At 57.0% G+C, this 16876-nt stretch carries 13 protein-coding genes; 7 read left to right on the top strand and 6 right to left on the bottom strand.

Going from position 1 to position 16876, the window contains the following annotated elements; all coding sequences use genetic code 11:
- The 4 genes from ABF990_RS02680 (at position 1) to ABF990_RS02665 (ending at position 4569) form a co-directional block, all read left to right on the top strand.
- Positions 1-1773, top strand: a complete 1773-nt coding sequence (locus tag ABF990_RS02680; protein ID WP_415499701.1) for an AMP-binding protein — start codon at positions 1-3, stop codon at positions 1771-1773.
- Between the two features lie 204 nt (positions 1774-1977).
- The gene (locus ABF990_RS02675) at positions 1978-3411 is read left to right on the top strand and encodes a cytochrome ubiquinol oxidase subunit I (RefSeq protein ID WP_415499700.1); all 1434 of its coding nucleotides are present in this window, start codon (positions 1978-1980) and stop codon (positions 3409-3411) included.
- Positions 3412-3413: 2 nt separating this feature from the next.
- On the top strand, positions 3414-4433 hold the full coding sequence (gene cydB / locus ABF990_RS02670) for a cytochrome d ubiquinol oxidase subunit II (protein WP_415499699.1): 1020 nt from the start codon (positions 3414-3416) through the stop codon (positions 4431-4433).
- Entirely contained in the window at positions 4420-4569 is a 150-nt protein-coding gene (locus ABF990_RS02665; RefSeq protein ID WP_415499698.1) for a DUF2474 family protein, read from the top strand. The genes cydB and ABF990_RS02665 overlap by 14 nt, the downstream gene beginning before the upstream one ends.
- 265 nt (positions 4570-4834) lie before the next feature.
- Here the strand turns inward: ABF990_RS02665 and ABF990_RS02660 are convergent, their stop codons facing one another.
- A complete protein-coding gene (locus ABF990_RS02660; RefSeq protein ID WP_415499697.1) occupies positions 4835-5596 on the bottom strand; it encodes an SDR family oxidoreductase in 762 nt (253 codons plus the stop codon).
- Positions 5597-5697: 101 nt separating this feature from the next.
- Between ABF990_RS02660 and ABF990_RS02655 the strand changes: the two genes are divergently transcribed.
- On the top strand, positions 5698-6597 hold the full coding sequence (locus tag ABF990_RS02655; protein WP_415499696.1) for a LysR family transcriptional regulator: 900 nt from the start codon (positions 5698-5700) through the stop codon (positions 6595-6597).
- 72 nt (positions 6598-6669) lie between these two features.
- On the opposite strand, the gene ABF990_RS02650 is transcribed toward ABF990_RS02655, so the two are convergent.
- Positions 6670-6972, bottom strand: a complete 303-nt coding sequence (locus tag ABF990_RS02650) for a hypothetical protein (protein ID WP_415506465.1) — start codon at positions 6970-6972, stop codon at positions 6670-6672.
- A gap of 726 nt (positions 6973-7698) precedes the next feature.
- On the opposite strand from ABF990_RS02650, the gene ABF990_RS02645 reads away from it, so the two are divergent.
- Both ABF990_RS02645 and ABF990_RS02640 read left to right on the top strand, forming a co-directional pair.
- Complete coding sequence (locus ABF990_RS02645) at positions 7699-8682, top strand: alpha/beta hydrolase (protein ID WP_415499694.1); 984 nt, start codon at positions 7699-7701, stop codon at positions 8680-8682.
- A 305-nt stretch (positions 8683-8987) separates the two neighbouring features.
- Entirely contained in the window at positions 8988-9617 is a 630-nt protein-coding gene (locus ABF990_RS02640; protein WP_415499693.1) for a LysE family translocator, read from the top strand.
- Between the two features lie 354 nt (positions 9618-9971).
- Here the strand turns inward: ABF990_RS02640 and ABF990_RS02635 are convergent, their stop codons facing one another.
- From ABF990_RS02635 to ABF990_RS02620, 4 genes are all read right to left on the bottom strand, one after another.
- Positions 9972-11291: an MFS transporter gene (locus tag ABF990_RS02635; protein WP_415499692.1), complete on the bottom strand. Its 1320-nt coding sequence runs from the start codon at positions 11289-11291 to the stop codon at positions 9972-9974.
- Positions 11292-11363: 72 nt separating this feature from the next.
- A complete protein-coding gene (locus tag ABF990_RS02630) occupies positions 11364-12953 on the bottom strand; it encodes a gamma-glutamyltransferase family protein (RefSeq protein WP_415499691.1) in 1590 nt (529 codons plus the stop codon).
- 88 nt (positions 12954-13041) lie between these two features.
- Positions 13042-15345: a TonB-dependent receptor gene (locus ABF990_RS02625; RefSeq protein ID WP_415499690.1), complete on the bottom strand. Its 2304-nt coding sequence runs from the start codon at positions 15343-15345 to the stop codon at positions 13042-13044.
- Positions 15346-15716: 371 nt separating this feature from the next.
- On the bottom strand, positions 15717-16643 hold the full coding sequence (locus ABF990_RS02620) for a LysR substrate-binding domain-containing protein (RefSeq protein ID WP_415499689.1): 927 nt from the start codon (positions 16641-16643) through the stop codon (positions 15717-15719).
- Positions 16644-16876: the final 233 nt, after the last annotated feature.

The following is a 16876-nucleotide window of genomic DNA, read 5'->3' as shown; positions in this document are numbered from 1 at the left end:
ATGCTTCCATGGACCACATACGATGCGATGTACGACGCGGCGTTGCACCAGCCAGAGCAGTTCTGGCTGGATGCGGCCCAGCGCGTCACATGGAAGCACACGCCCCGGATTGCGTGCCAGACACGGGCCGATGGCTGGCATGACTGGTTCCCCGGCGCTACACTCAACACCTGCTACAATGCCGTGGACCGGCATGTGCAACATGGCCGGGGCGCGCAGGCGGCGTTGATCTGGCACTCCTGCGCCACAAAAGAACGGCGGATCGTCACCTATCGCGAATTGCGGGACAGGGTGGCCGGGTTCGCTGGCGGCCTGTGCGCGCTGGGCGTGGAAAAAGGCGACCGTGTCCTGATCGCCATGCCGACCATGATCGAGACGGCCATTGCCATGCTGGCCTGCGCGCGGATCGGTGCCGTGCATGTTGTGGTTTTTGCGGGTTATGCCGGACCGGAACTGGCCCGCCGGATCGATGACGTGGCCCCCAAGGTCATGATGATCGCCAGTTGCAGCTTTCAGGGGCAGACTGCCACCCCGTCCACCCCGGCCCTCAATGCCGCGCTGGCACAAGCCACGCACCGACCGCAGGCATGCATTATCGTGCAGCGCGACGCCTGCTCTGCGCCGCTTGTACCCATGCGCGACCATGACTTTCATGCCCTGGAACGCTCCCCGCCTGTGGCCCCCCTCATGCTCCGCTCCCAGGACCCGCTCTATATCCTTCATACATCGGGAACGACGGGAACATCGAAAGGCATTGTGCGCGACAATGGCGGGCATGCCGTAGCCCTGGCCCTGTCCATGGCGTTGATCTATGGCTGCAAGGCCGGGGATACGTTCTTTACGACATCGGATCTGGGCTGGGTGGTGGGCCATTCCTACGGTGTCTATGCACCTCTGATCAGCGGCTGCACCAGTGTGATCGTGGAAGGCGCGGTCAGCTCTGCCGCCATTCGCACACTCTGCCGCGACCATGCCGTGACATGCCTGTTCACGACCCCGACGCAGATGCGCCTCATGCGGCAGGAAAACCGCAACCTGCCCGAGCAGGCCCCTCCGGCGCTGGCACGTGTTTTTGTGGCGGGAGAATATGCAGACCCGACAGTCATGGACTGGGCGCGAGCATATTTTCGCACCCCCGTGGTCAATCACTGGTGGCAGACCGAAACCGGGTGGAGCATTACGGCCCATTTCTTCGGTCTGCCCGAGCCTGAACCGATAACGCTCCTGAACGACATAGGGCGACCCGCGCCGGGGTTCCGCCCGACCATCGTACCCGCCATACCGGGTGAACCGTGTGGCGAAATTGTCCTTGCCTTACCCCTGCCGCCGGGCTGCCTGGCCGGAGTATGGCAGGACAGGACAATCCGGGTTCCCACGGCCTGCATTGATGACACAGGCAGGTTTTACCGCACATTCGATGAAGGCATGATCGATGCCGGGCGCGCCGTTCACATGCTTGGACGGTCTGACGATGTGATCAAGGTCGCGGGGCGACGGATTTCGGGCGTGCAGATCGAAAAAATCATAGCCACCCACCCCGCCGTTCACGCCTGTGCGGTGGTTGCGGTGCCCGACGGATTGAGAGGGCAGCGACCTGTCGCCTATGTGGTGCCTGACACCGCGGCACAAAACATGCCTGCACCCGAGGAGATCGTCGGGCAGGTTCACCGGACGCTGGGCCGTTGGGTCGGCCTCAAGGAGGTGCGTTTCGTCCAGCGCCTGCCCACAACCGTGTCGGGCAAGATTACACGGAAACATTTGCAGGCCCTCTGACGTTATCGGTCACGCACTGGATCGTTCCCACGAAAGAATGACGGGCCGGGCAGACAGTCTGGATCATTAACACAAACCACGCGGCATGGGTGCGAACGTCTTGGAGCGTTCCCCCAAAACCCAGCGACCGCGTTCAGGAAAGACAATGCCCCTCTGGCGCTCTCTGGCGCCTGCGGCCAGGCCAGGATTTTTTAGGAACCCTCCATGCAGTCATCCCACGATATCGCGCTGCTTCTGGCACGCTTCCAGTTCGCCTTCACTGTTGGCGTCCATATTGTTTTTCCTGCATTCTCGATCGGGCTGGCGGCCTATCTGGCTGTTCTGGAAGGGCTGTGGCTCAAAACCGGACGGGCGGCCTACCTCGATCTCTATCGATACTGGATCAGGATATTCTCGATCGTCTTCGGCATGGGCGTCGTATCCGGTCTTGTGATGTCGTATGAATTCGGCACAAACTGGTCTGTCTTTTCCCAAAAGGCAGGCCCCATTACCGGCGTGCTCCTGTCCTATGAAGTCATGACAGCCTTCTTTCTTGAAGCGGGCTTTCTCGGGATCATGCTATTCGGGATGAACAGGGTCGGGCGCGGGCTGCATTATGCGGCAACGTGCTGCGTCTCGGTAGGGACCCTGATCTCCATGACGTGGATTCTGGCGTCAAACTCGTGGATGCAGACGCCACAGGGATATGCGATCGAGCCCACGACCGGTCGGTTCATTCCCGCGGACTGGCTTGCCATCATATTCAACCCCTCTTTTCCGTTCCGGCTTGTACATATGGGGCTGGCGGCTTTTCTTTCCGTCGCCTTTATCGTGGGGGCGACCGGTGCATGGCATCTGCTGCAGGCCCGACATGCCGGCATAAAGGCCAGCGAACCGGTGCGGATCATGTTTTCCATGGCGATGTGGATGGCAGCCCTTGTCGCACCGCTCCAGATTCTGGCGGGCGATGCCCACGGCCTGAACACACTGAAATATCAGCCAGTCAAAATTGCCGCGATGGAAGGCGACTGGGAGTCCGAAGGGCGTGCTCCGGAAATCCTGTTTGGCATTCCCAACATGGAAACCGAACACACGGATTACGCCATCAGGCTGCCCCTGGCCGGATCGCTGATCCTCACGCATAGCCTGAGTGGCAGGGTGCCGGGCATGAAGGATTTTCCGCGCGACCAGCGGCCTCCTTCTCCCGTGATATTTTTCTCGTTCCGTATCATGATCGCGCTGGCCTTCCTGATGGCGCTGGTCGGCTTCTGGTCCCTGTGGCTCAGGCGCAAAGGCACCCTGTTCGAGAATACGCTGTTCCTGCGTGTTGCCGTTTGCATGGCGCCGGCCGGTTTCCTGGCCCTGCTCTGCGGCTGGGTCACAACAGAGGTCGGGCGTCAGCCATGGACCATCTATGGGCTGCTCAGGACATCGGACAGTGTTTCCCCGATTGCCCTGTCCAACATGGCGCTGACGATGACCGTCTTTGTTGTGGTTTACGTCATCGTCTTCGGGTCGGGGATCGGCATTCTTGGCCGCCTGCTCGCCCGTGCGCCGCAGGAAGGAGAGCATGAAACCAGCCCCTCCCATGCCTCCGATATTCTGGCCACCAGCACTCACCCTCACGTCATCACCCCCTCTAGCGGCGAAGGAGCCTGAGCATGATGGACGTCGCGTACTGGCTTCCGGTCATATGGGCCGTCATTCTGATCGCCGCGATCACGATCTATGTTGTTCTCGATGGTTTCGATCTCGGGATCGGGATGCTGTTCGCTGTCGAGCGGCATGAAGGCCGCAGGGACGTGATGATCAACACGATCGCGCCCGTGTGGGACGGGAACGAAACATGGATGGTACTTGGCGGTGCAACACTCTACGGGGTTTTTCCCGGTGCGTATTCAACGCTGTTACCCGCGTTTTATCTGCCTATTGTGCTTATGCTCGTCGCGCTGATCTTTCGCGGGGTCGCATTCGAATTCCGGATCATGACGCGGGGAACGGGGCGTGAAAAACTGTGGGATGTCGGCTTCATGGCGGGATCGGGCATTGCCGCTTTCTGCCAGGGTGTCATCCTTGGCGGCGTTGTTCAGGGGATCAATGTCGTAAACGGGGCCTTTGTCGGCGGTTCGTTGGATTGGCTGACCCCCTTCAGCATCCTGTGCGGACTGTCAGTCATGTGTGGTTACGCCCTGCTGGGTACCACCTGGCTGATCTGGCGGACAACGGACGTGCTGGAAGCGTCCTGCCGCAAATGGGCAAAGGTGCTGGCAATCGGGCTGTTCCTGTGCATCGTGGCTGTCAGTGTGTGGACACCGCTGCTGCATGCGCCATACCTGCGCCGCTGGACGGACTGGCCCAATATTGCCTATGTCGCCCCTGTGCCGGTCCTGGTCACCATACTAGGCATTGCACTGGCCGTGGGGCTCCGCCGTGGCCATTCCTGGGGGCCATTCCTGTGTGCGCTCGGATGGTTTTTTCTGTGCCTGTCCGGTCTTGGCATTACGGTGTGGCCCTATGCCGTTCCACCGGGGCTGACGCTGTGGGACGTATCCTCCCCCCCGTCCAGCCAGTTTTTCCAGTTGGTGGGCACCGTCATTCTCCTGCCGATAATTCTGACATATACGGTTTACTCCTACCGGGTATTCCGGGGAAAAGTGACGGAAGCAGATGGCTATCATTGAAATCGTACAAGGCAACGGGGATAGCGCGCCCCGTGGCCTTGGCCAGCGTATCCTCTGGTTTGTCGGCATCTGGGCGCTGAGCACGGCTGCCCTGTTCGTTGTTGCCGCACTTATCCATTGCATCATACCAAAATGACCCGGCATCCGGCCTCTGCCTGGGCGTCCGATCATGCCCGTGAAACGCAGGGCCGGTCTGTCCCACGCGTTCCCGACGCAAGACATGACAGTTAGGCTCGCGCATTACGCCGTCATGGCGCTGCCAATACCTTGCCCGACGGCTGGGGCTTTCCGACCGGCTCACCACCGGTCGCTCCCAGATCCTCCATGAATGCAGCCAAACACAACAGGCGCGGAAAGATCCACGCGGGGTAATCCGCCCCTTAAACGCGACTGGAGCCGGATCAAATAGCCTGCCCGCCAGAGACTTCGATCCGCTGCGCATTCACCCATCGATTGTCCTCGGATAGCAGCGACGCGATCATGGGACCGATATCGTCCGGCAGGCCGGGCCGCCCGAGTGCGGTCGTTTCCGCAATGTGTCGTGCAACGTCGGGGTTGTCGCGCACGGCACCGCCCGAAAAATCCGTCTGAATGGCGCCGGGAGCCACAGTATTAACGGTAATACGCCGCCCCCCGAGTTCCTTGGCCATGTAATGTGTCATGACTTCCACAGCCCCTTTCATGGACGCATAAGCAATACGACCGGGATAAGCGAAACGGGTCAGCCCTGACGAGATATTCACAATCCGTCCGCCATCCGCGATCAGCGGCAGCAGTTCCTGTGTCAGCAACAACGGCCCTTTGACATGAATACGATAGGCAGCATCGAGATCCTCCTCTTTCACAGCCCCGAACAGGCCGGCTTGCGATGTCCCTGCCATATTGACCAGGTAGTCGAAACACTCGACACCCCATTCGGCCAATACGGATCGAATATTTTTGGCAAAAGCCGGAAAAGCCTGGGTCTGTGCGGTATCAAGCTGCAATGCCACGGCACGGGCGCCGCACCGTTCGGCAGTGGCAACAACGTCGTCAGCCGCGGATGTGTTGGAATGATAGGTAAAGATTGAAAAAACGCCACGTCGGGCAAGTGCCTCGACAGTTGCGCGGCCAAGGCCACGGCTTCCGCCAGTGACAATGGCAATGGTTTTCGAAGCAGGCACAGGAACCTCCATTTGCTGATGGCCCTATACTGGTCACATCCTTGCCCATTCGATAATATCCACTTTTCAAACAGCATTGTTTTGCGTCATGGAACAATTCTATGGACAGGCTTGCCACACTTGATCTTTTCGTACGCATTGTGGATCGCGGCAGCTTCAGTGCCGCCGCCGCTGCCTGTGGTGTCTCCCGTCCTGTCGCGACGGCTGCCATCAAGGCGCTGGAAAACAGGCTGGGTACCCGGCTTCTGCAACGCTCCACCCGCCACGTCCAGCCGACGGCGGAAGGGGCTGCCTATTACCGCCGATGCGTTGCGATCCTTGCTGACCTGGAGGACGCAGATCGTGGTGCTGGCGGTGCTGTCGCTGGGGTGCTGCGCGTTGACGTCGTCGGTCATCTGGCACGCACGATCATACTCCCGGCATTGCCGGGCTTTCTTGCGCGGCATCCCTCCCTGACAGTCCACATTGGGGAGGGCGAACGGTATGTCGACCTGATCCGCGAGGGTGTGGATTGCGTCGTGCGAGCCGGTACCCTTGCCGATAGCGACATGGTGGTCCGGCATCTGGGAACAATGGAAGAAGTCACCGTCGCCAGTTCGGATTATCTGGCGCGCCATGGCACGCCAACCACCCCAGCAGCACTTGAAGGCCATCAGATGATCGGCTTCGTGTCATCACGCACGGGCCAACCGCTGCCGCTGGAGTTCACATACGACAATGAAATGCGCGAAGTGATGCTTCCAGCACGCCTGCTGGTAAGCGGTGCAGACACCAGCGCCGCCGCAGCAAGGCTGGGGTTAGGCCTTGTACAGGCACCGCGCTACCGTTTCGCGGATGACTTCGCGCAAGGAACCCTGGTCGAGGTGCTGGCGGATTTTCAACCGGCACCCACGCCTATTTCAGTGCTTTATCCCAGCAACAGGCAGCTTTCTCCGCGCGTGCGCGTTTTTGTGGACTGGCTGACAAAAATCATTCCTCCGGAACTGCGTCCCGGCAAATGACATCCGCCGACGTCCGCCTTCGTGAAACATCCGGCAATCGTCGAAAAATATCTCGTACAAGTCGGGCATCGTTCAGTCGGCCAATGCCTCTCGGCTGATCAGACGACGTGCGCGACTATTGACATGGGGATTGACGTAATGGAACAGAGCTGTCGCACGAATCTGGTCACGATCGCAGGGCTCGTTCGCATGTACCGAGCGATACCCCCAGAAGAAATAAACATTCCCCGGCTGCATGCGGACCCGGGTAGACCGTAGACGACCAGATGTAACACCCCACTTCAGGGCAAACTGTGTGACACGGTTATCCAGCAGAACCTTGTCAAGCAGGTTCGCGACATAGCTTTTGCGAATACCGCGCAGATTGGGAAACATGATCAGATCACCGGTCTTGCCAGCGGACGGCATAAGCACCGGCACCAATGCCGTGCAGAGTTTTTTTGAATGAATCCCGTTTTAACAATTACCAACGAGACACAGAAAATCATAAACAATCGCAAGAGGTGCTGATTGCATATTATACTGACAGGCGGATGCAACGGTATCAGGTCCACAGCCATCAGGTTTTCCGTCCGCACGACCGGTTATGATATCCTGAATGTGGACTGCATGACCTGCACGGTCCCCCGTGACCGGGTGATCCGCTTGTCTGGGACCGTCCCGGCCATGATGTCCGTTACGAAATCGCCCCCACCCACGCAGAGCGGGCACTGGACTGGAACACCCGGCACAATTGCGAGACCGGTATTCACGGCACCGTGCAGTACTGGACAACTGCATGGGCGGATAATGCCCGAAGCCGCCTGCAGACTATGCATCGAAGGGAGATCGGTAACGATCCGCCGAGCTCAGCCTGAACGAAGAGGATAGCGTAGTACATTGATCGCGCCATGAAATTCGACGTAGATGAGTCTGGCGCCCACGAGTTGGCGTGATGGTCGCGATCTGCTGGCACCTCCGATATCAAAACTGATGATACTTTAATATACAATACGAAAAACAAGTTGCACGATCATATGACAGAAACGCAGGAAGGTATTGGGCGAAAGATTACTTTGCACTAAACTGTAGAGAAACAAGCTGGCGCAACGGGAGCTGAAAATGATCGGAAGACGAAAGTTTATGACATGCACGCTCGCTGCAGCCACAACGATGACCGCTCTGGCCTCAACCACTGTGGCGGAAACTTTTGAATTCCAGAAGGGACACTCATTTCTTCATGATACGCAAAACGACGTATCTTCCGGGCTTCCGATCTGGCCGGTTCAGCCGCCGGGTGGGGGTGGACCGGATGGAGGCGAGCGCATCTCCCAACATGGCGTAGTCACGAACGTCCCTTTCCCCACGCTGACGATTTTACGACCCATGCGACCGACAGGCACCGCGATACTTGTTGCCGGAGGAGGAGGATACAAGCGTATCGAAAACGGACCTGAAGCCATCCCTGCCGCCCTGTGGCTGGCATCGATCGGGGTGACAGCCTTTGTGCTGACCTACCGGCTGCCGCTGGAAGGCTGGCTGTCTGGCACGCTTGCACCCTTCCAGGACGCCGAACGCGCGATCCGCTTCATTCGTGGGAAAGCGGACCATTTCGGCATTAACCCAAACAGGCTGGGTATTCTCGGCTTCTCTGCTGGCGGTCATCTATTGGGAATGGAAGCAGTGCTCGCCGATCACCTCAATTACTCCCCGACGGATGCCCTCGACACGGTATCAGGCCGCCCCGATTTTTCGCTGCTCATCTATCCTGTTGTAACCGTGGAAGCACCCTTTCAGAACACTTCGACACGTCGCGTGCTCATTGGCGATCACCCCACCACATACCAAAGCACGCAGTGGTCTATGCAGACTCACGTGCATCCCGGCCTTGCACCATTCTTCCTTATCCAGGCTGCTGATGATCCGGTGTCGAACCCCGCAAACACGGCCATTTTGCAGGCCGCCTGCGAATATAATGGCGTGGACGTCGAGCGGCATCTGTTCTCGGCGGGGGGCCATGGCTTCGGCTTGGGAAAACCAGGAACCGAAACCGTCAAGTGGCCCCGTTTCGCAGAAAACTGGATGCGGACACACAATTTTCTATAATATACCTTGTGGTTTCAATAATTCCCCTCCTGATTGGTGTTGCCACACTTCGCTGCGTTGCTTCTTCCCGGCATCATGACGGATATTTTTTGTGCAGGGATCTGCTTACCAATCAATATGAGAAAAATGTTTGATGCTGCCACCACTCCAGAACAGTGTTCTGATAGCATTTGCTGACAGGGCTCTCGTCATCACATCAGGGTCCAGCCAGTCTTGCACGGTTGACAGACTTCCGTATTGGCCCCGATACAGTATCATGACTTAAATCCCAATAAAACATTCATGCTTAATGTGAGAACGGTATTATGACACTTCATACTTGGTGGCTTTTCGTGGTGGCAGTTTTCCTGCTCTCCGCCACGCCGGGCCCCAACATGCTTCATATTCTGTCACGCAGCGTCGATCTTGGAATAAAGCGCAGCATTGCCGCAATGGCCGGATGCCTTGTTGCGCTGATCATGATTCTGACCGCGTCTGCAATGGGATTAACCGCGCTGCTTATGGCACTGCCTGGAGCGTTCGAAATTCTACGGTACCTGGGTGTCGCATATTTGCTTTATCTGGGGCTTAAGAGCTGGTGCAGTAAAATTACACCTCTCGACGTTGGTGCCAACACACTTCATGCCTCGCTTTCCAGTGTCGTTCTGTTTCGAGGCGGCTTTATGATCGGCATCAGCAATCCAAAACTTCTGCTTTTTGCGGCTGCATTTTTACCGCAGTTCGTTAATCCTTCTGCAGCGCAAATTCCTCAATTTACAATTCTTGTTACAAGCTTCTCGATCATCGAATGTTTTTGGTACGTGATCTATGCTGCTGGCGGACGCTCACTGTCACAATATTTGACCCGTCCCGCTGTCAAACGCATCTTCAACCGGATTACGGGAGCGATTTTCATTGGATTTGCAGCTTTTCTCCTGAAAGCCAAGCCTGCGTAGGGTTGCACCTGCCATTACTGGACATGAGCCTTATGCGTCCGTTCAGATGTGATATTCCTCCCTTTGCAGGGCAGATGTGCAATGACAATACGCCCGGCATGCCCTCACCTACAATCAATGCAAGGAGATAAAGGGCTTTCTCTCACTTCATGACGCTAACGCCAGTGGCCCGACCGTGAACACCGTCTGTCTGGCAAGGCCATGCTGTCATTCCTGCGGGAATATTCTCCCCTCACCTGCCAGCACGCTTCCATGACTGCTATGGCATACTGCACTCCATCTACCCTTGCAAATATGCATTTTATGCCCCCCTCAAGCTACACTTACGACATACCCCAAACGTCCCGATGCAGTTCAGCGTCGAAGCCGGATACTGGAAAGGAGAGCATAGGCTATCGTGCCAACCGGAATCGCACAGGTCATGACGTACCCGGCGACCATCGGTGTTTGCGTCAAGGCAATGAGCCACGTAACTGCCGGTTGCGTCAGGCCACCCAGTGTCGACACTGCCAGCGCATAAACGATACCAAAAACAAACCCCCGACTGTGATGTGGCAGACAAAGCAGCATTTCCTGCCACAGTGGTGCTGACGTAAAACCAGAACAGGTGAAAAGAACAAGGTTCAGGGCCGTCACAGACCAGAATTTTGGATGAGATATACAGATATAATAAGCAGGTATCGTAAGCAGGGTATTAACAATCCCGATCCCGATTACCCATGAGCGGAGCGCAAGTCCTTTCCGCGCGATCACCATTCCTCCCAGAAGGGCGGCAAGACCGACAAGCAGACCCAGAAGCATGGCCGCCATGCCACTTGCTGGCGAAAGGTGCAGGACAGTAATGGCGTAACTGACATTATAGGTACGCAACCAGTGTGAGACCGTGCCACTGCCGACACCAATAAAAATCAGCAGCACCAGGCCCAATGTTACACGGGGTTCCCCTACCGTACTCTCTTTCCTGCCCACCAGAGGCTCCGTCTCCGGCATGGCCCCTAGCGCTGCGATCTCCCCCCTGAGCAGTAGTCCAACTGGAAAAACGACAAGCCCCAGAAGAAATGGAACGCGCCAGCCCCAATTATAAAGACTATCGTGAGATAGCAGCGTTGACAGGACAAGCCCGACGCAGACGGAACAGAACGCCCCGACAAGTTGCGTGAAATACTGAAGCGATCCGAACACACCGCCGAGCCCACGTGGCGCGACAAGAAACATCAGCGCCGTTGTCGGTCCAACCTCAGCCCCTTCCGAAAAGCCCTGCAACACGCGTGCGATCAGAATTAGAAATGAGCCCAGCATGCCGATCTGGGCACCACCGGGTGTCAGCGCGATAACGGCAGACCCGACTGCCATGAGTGTGAATGTGACCGTCAGGCTTCGGTTGTAGCCGTACCGCCGTGTGAACAGGCCCATCGCCCAGGCTCCGAGCGGACGCGCCACAAAGCCTGCGGCAAAGGTCAGCAGGGAATAGAACAGCCCCATTATCGGTGTATGCTGTGAAAAGAAGGTTCGTGCGATCATGGGCGCGAAAAACGCATAGGCCATGAAATTATAGAATTCGAGAAAATTCCCCGCACACAACCCCACCAGAAGACGTGTTCGCCTGATGGAACCGTGACCTTCGCTCCATACGGCCATAAGCTCCCTGCTTTCTGTCGTGCCTGTTTTTGTCATCTTGGAAAACACCGCCCTCGTGGTTTCTATCCGATACCGGAAATATTCCCCGGACGGCTCCGGAACTGCGCCTTAATAGCCAAGTGCCAGACCATCCTTGCGAAAATCGGAGGCGCCCCAAAGTACCCCGGTGTCCCAGTCAATGCTTACAACCTGCCCCCCGCCGATCGGATTGCGTGCAGGAACAAGACTGTGACCACGTGCCGCAAGTGCCGCTCTGAGGTCATGGGACATTGGTTTTTCAACCTCGACATGTTTTTGCCCCGGCATAGGAAACATGCGTGGCAGATCGATAGCCTGCTGAATATCGAGTCCACAGTCGAGAATGGCTGAAAGGACGTAAGCATGCCCCATGGCCTGATAATGCCCCCCCATGACACCGAAAGACAACGCCACACGGTCGTCCTTCATCAGCATTGCCGGAATAATTGTATGCATAGGTCGTTTCTTTGGTGCAACGGTATTCGGATGTCCTGGCCTGACAAAAAAGCTCTGACCCCGGTTATGGAAGAGCACACCGGAACGCGGCGTGGTAATACCACTGCCAAACGCATGGAAAATCGAATTGATGAAACTGACCGTGTTCCGCTCATCATCAACCACGGTGATATAAACGGTGTCCTTGTGTTCTGGCTGGATCGTCGGCCGGGGCGGAAGCGCCTGTCCGGGGTCGATCTGCATCCGCAGTGACTCAGCAAATGCCGATGACAGCATCCATTCCGTCGGAATCGCGGCAGTTTGCGGATCCCCGACAAAGCTATCCCGCGTCGCATAAGCCAGCCGGCATGCTTCAATGAAAAAATGAATCCGCTCTGGATCAAGCGGATCTCCTCCCACCGGTAATCCGTCGAGAATATTCAGCATGATCTGAGCCACGATCCCCTGCCCGTTTGGTGGACATTCGAACAGATCGTACCCCCGATAGGATGACTGCGTCGGGGTCACATATTCGCCCCGCGTCGATGAAAAATCCTCGAGCGTGTGCAAGCCGCCAAGGGCCTGTAATGTCTCCACCATGCCCTCCGCCACGGCACCGCGGTAAAAATGGTCCGCTCCGTTCCGCCCGATCCCCTCCAACGTATCGGCAAGGGCAGGCTGCCTGTGGACCTGGCCAGCCGTCGGTGCCGTGTCGTCAGGCAGGAATATCTGTCGGCTCCCCGGATCTGCCATCAGCAGGTCACGCTGCCTGGCCCAATCAAAGGCCATTCTTGGTGCGACCGCGTAGCCTTCCCGGGCGTAGGCGATAGCCGGTGCAAGCACTTCGGCAAGTGGAAGACGGCCATGATCCGCCGACAGACGCGTCCATGCCTCTACCGCTCCTGGAATCGTCACGGCATGCGGAGACTGGCGCGGGATTTCGGTAATCCCATGCGCAAGGTACCACTCGGTCGTCGCGGCGGCTGGGGTACGGCCTGAACCGTTATAGGCAATCGGTGTGCCCTGCCCTCGGGGGCAGTAAAGCGCAAAACAATCGCCCCCGATCCCTGTCGAGCCCGGTTCGACCACACAATGAATGGCACAGGCGGCAATCGCGGCATCCATCGCGTTCCCACCGCGTCGCAGGATTTCGATGGCACCCAACGACGCCAAAGGATGAGACGTGGCCACCATGCCGTGACGGGCCATCGTGATCGAACGGCCAGGATATTCAAAATCTCTCATTAATATCTCTGTCATTTAAGGTGGAGCGCCAGACAGATCCCGTACAGGGGCTGCCCTCGCTCCGCCTGATGATGCAACGCGAGGTGGATCAGTAATCCAACGACATTCTGGCGCCGACAAAGCGGGGCGGTCCCGAAACCCAGAAATAGTTCGTCGAGTAGTTGCCACTCGTTGAAACATACTGTCTGTTCAACACGTTGGACGAATAGACTGTTACAGACCAACGGCTGTTCTGCGGACGAAACGTAGTGTGCAGGCCAAGCAGGAAATAGGCTGGCAGCACATAAACCCCGCTTCCCGCAGGAAGCATGTTCTGCGCCCCGCGATACATCCAGTCCACCCCTGTTTCCCACTCATATTTTTTAAAGACGGGCAGTCGATAATCAGCTTCGCCACTGAGTGTAAGCTTGGGAATACCCATATCCATATGAGAGAAATTACTGTAGAAGTTCGCCCATTGTCCGGTAGCCACATGGTGCGCGTTCACCTGCGTACGGTCCATGGAATAGAAATTATCATATGTGCCGCGTTCCCAGCCGAAATTCTGGGTAATATAGACATGAGGAAGCGGATGGATGTCTGCCGAAAACTCTATGCCCCATATATTGGATTTCGGTACATTGACATACTGGCTAATCGGTCCTGACAGGGGAGAAACATAGGTACCGACAATCTGCTGGTTATGGTAATCGTAATAGAACATCGCCCCGTTCAGGCGAAACCGATCAGGAATGATATCGCTCTTGAAACCTACCTCATTCGAGAGCACCGTCTCGGGTTTGAATGGCTGAAGCTGCTTGGCATCAAGCGTCAGATTGGCCGTGAACCCTCCCGGCCGGAATCCCTTTGAAATTTTATAGTAAAACATAAGATTTTTCAAAGGTGACCACTGTACGCCCAGCATGCCGGTAAACTGGTTGCTTTGTGTACCTGAATCAGGAAAATAATAGTTGAACTTTCCCAGCCGGTGAGTCTGCATATCCAGAATGCGCCGGTCATCCGCCTGGTGCGCCAGCCCCCCCATTAGCGTGACGTTGCGCGGCAGACGCCAGGACAGGTTGGCGAACTGCGAAAATGACTGCTGGTTTTCGCGATAATTGGACATCTGGAATGTCTTGATAATGGAGTAGTCCAGCGCATTGCTATTGAAGTTCTGCAGGACACGCATCCGGTCATAATAGGCCCCCACACCCCATTGCAGGGGGGTATTCTTATGGGATTCAAGCCTGATCTCCTGCGAGAACACATTCGAGACGATATTCCGATAGACGTCGCCCGTTGAAAGCGCAGTTGCGTCTTCATCCGTATATTCAGCCTCGCGCTCTGTCTCATACGCGCTAATGACCTTCAGGGTCGCAAAGTCGAAATCACGGGTGAACTTTACGTCCGCGCCCCAGAACGTATTATGCTCGCTGGGCTTCAGGTCTGCCCGGCGCCCCATCAGATGCATGAAAGCCGCATTCTGGCTCCATTCCGCCTGCTGGTAGCCCAGTGAAGGAATCGGCTGGTTCGCGACAAGTGCCAGAACCGGACGACCGGCCACAACCTCTGAATCATCCTGCATCCAGTGTGCCGTCAGCATCAGGCTGGTGCGGCTGTCGGGTGTCCATAGAACCTTGGCCCGCACAGCCCACGTATCCGCATCGCCCAAAGATGTGCCCGTGAGAGGATTGTTCTGCCATCCGCCGCCATGGATGGTCTGCGCCGCCACGCGAAAGGACAGCGTGTCGGAAATCGGGCCGGAGACATAAACAGTTGAACGGCTGCGAGCATAACTGGCAATATCCTGCTTCGCCCCGGCATGCCATGTGCGCGTCGGGTCAGCCGTGTGCATGAGAATCTCGCCACCCGTATCGCCCAGCCCATGACTGAAGCCTACCGGGCCCGGTGTGACATCCAGTCCCGCCATGTCGAACATCATGCCAGTCGTCATGGTGGCCAGGGGAAAGGCCACATCGTCGATATATGTCATCACCGACGAAATGTTGTTCTGGGTAAAGTCGTTGAACCCTACACCGCGAATATAAAAATTGTTTGTCGCCGTGCCGTTGACGGCCTGTACCGTCACGTTGGGAACGATCCGGGCAATGTCGTTCACCGTGAACACGTTGCGGTTCTCCAGCGTGCGGGCGGTCACATGTGTCGTGGCGTCCGCGACGTGCTGGCCCGCAGGATTGGAGAACGCATAACGCCGCCCGCTGACGCTGATCGCCTCGCGCCCTCCGGCAACATAACCCGGTTCGTGACGCACCGCCGGCTTTGCATGACCCACTGGCTTTGCATCCCCTGACGGCTTGAGGGTACCTGGCGGTTTCTGCGGTCGGTGCGGTGTCGCCGCACTGGCCCGGGCCATATCGCAGACCTGCCACCCCAGCGCCAGTACCCCCATCATGGAAAGACAACTCAAGGATGTAGAGCGGCAGGCTGCCGAACGAAGAGTGAAATCGTGCTTTTCATACTTCATGCGAAATATCCGCCATGGATTCAACAGGACATCGATCATCGCCCGGACACAAGGTCCGTCTCCGCGCAGACAAGAGTCTGCCCTGCGAAAAATTGTTCAGGATATGTGTCAGACTGAATGTTCATTCAGAATAACAAGATGTTTTCTATGGATTATCGTATCTATTGCGGAACAATAAGCAAAGAAACTTTATCTTCTGGCCCCGAAACCAAATGTTCCGCAGCTTGAAATACCCCGTAAGACCGCCCTCGATTGAGCACAATCCTGGACCGGAAACAGGCCGCCAGCACGCCAGTTGCTCACTGGCCGGGCTGGAAAGAAAGCGCTGTTTTCCGTAACCATTTACCAAACCGGACCAGCGCTTGATTATGCCAGTTCGCCTGAGGCGCAACCAGGGCATATACGCCACGTGACACATCGCGCCACGGCTTGCCCGCAATCTCGATACGCTGGATATTGCCAGCCGCCAGATCCATACTGCCGACGTAATTATCCACGATCGCAACACCCTGCCCACCCTTGACGGCTGCCAGAGCAAGCGAGATATGCCCCATCGAGATGCAGGGCTTCAACGCGACGTCATGGGCAGCCTGTCCCTCCAGCCAGCTCAGCCAGCCCTGGTTGGAATCCGTTGAAATCAGACGTTCGTGCAGCAGGTCGGTCACAGAATGAATCCGCCCGTTGATGGTTCCTGCCAGTTTGGGACAAGCAACGGGAAAAAAGTAGGGACGGCAGATCTCGACGGCCTCCAGCGTGGCGGGAAATGCTGTACGGTCACGCGCCAAAAGAAAGCGGATATCGGCCGAAACTTCATCGCGCTCGAAATCGGACGGATGCCGGTCAGGCAGAATCTCGATTTCGATCCTCGGATGAATGCGCCGGAACTCCTCCAGCCGGTAAATCAGCCAGTTGCATGCAAAGCCAGGCAGGCAACGAATACGCAGTCCAGCCTCAGGAAGCGCGCGCGCATCCTGCGTCGCACGGGCGATCTCGCGCAGGGATTGGGTCACACGCCCATGAAATACATGTCCGCGCAAGGTCAGCTCACCCGCTTCACGGTTGATGAGCGCGGTCCCCATCCATTCCTCAAGCCCATGCAGATGCCTGCGCACGATGGTCTGGCTGACCCCAAGCACCTCGGCGGCTTCGCGAATACTGCCCGTCCGCCCGAAGGCCTCGAATGCCTTGAGCATGCCAAACGGTGGAAGGGAAAGACGGCTGACCATTGGCTCGTCCCTCTTTATTATGCGCCCGGACGACTACTTCGTTGTCAATATGTAACGGATCATAACCCGCACCCCCGCCGCTGGCAAATTTCCTGACAGCGGCAACCGCCATTCCTCCCGACCGCGGAACACGGAACAGTCTGCAAAGGGGTTATATATTTTCGGACATGATCGGTTGTGTCACGTTGAATGGTACAGGATAAAAAAGCAAAGAACCGTTTGTTGATGTCCAG

Origin of the sequence: Acetobacter sp. (assembly GCF_047723915.1) — a bacterium.
In the GTDB taxonomy this organism is placed as follows: domain Bacteria; phylum Pseudomonadota; class Alphaproteobacteria; order Acetobacterales; family Acetobacteraceae; genus Acetobacter.
The sequence above is the reverse complement of the archived record's forward strand: the minus strand, read 5'-3'. Positions and strand labels throughout refer to the sequence as shown.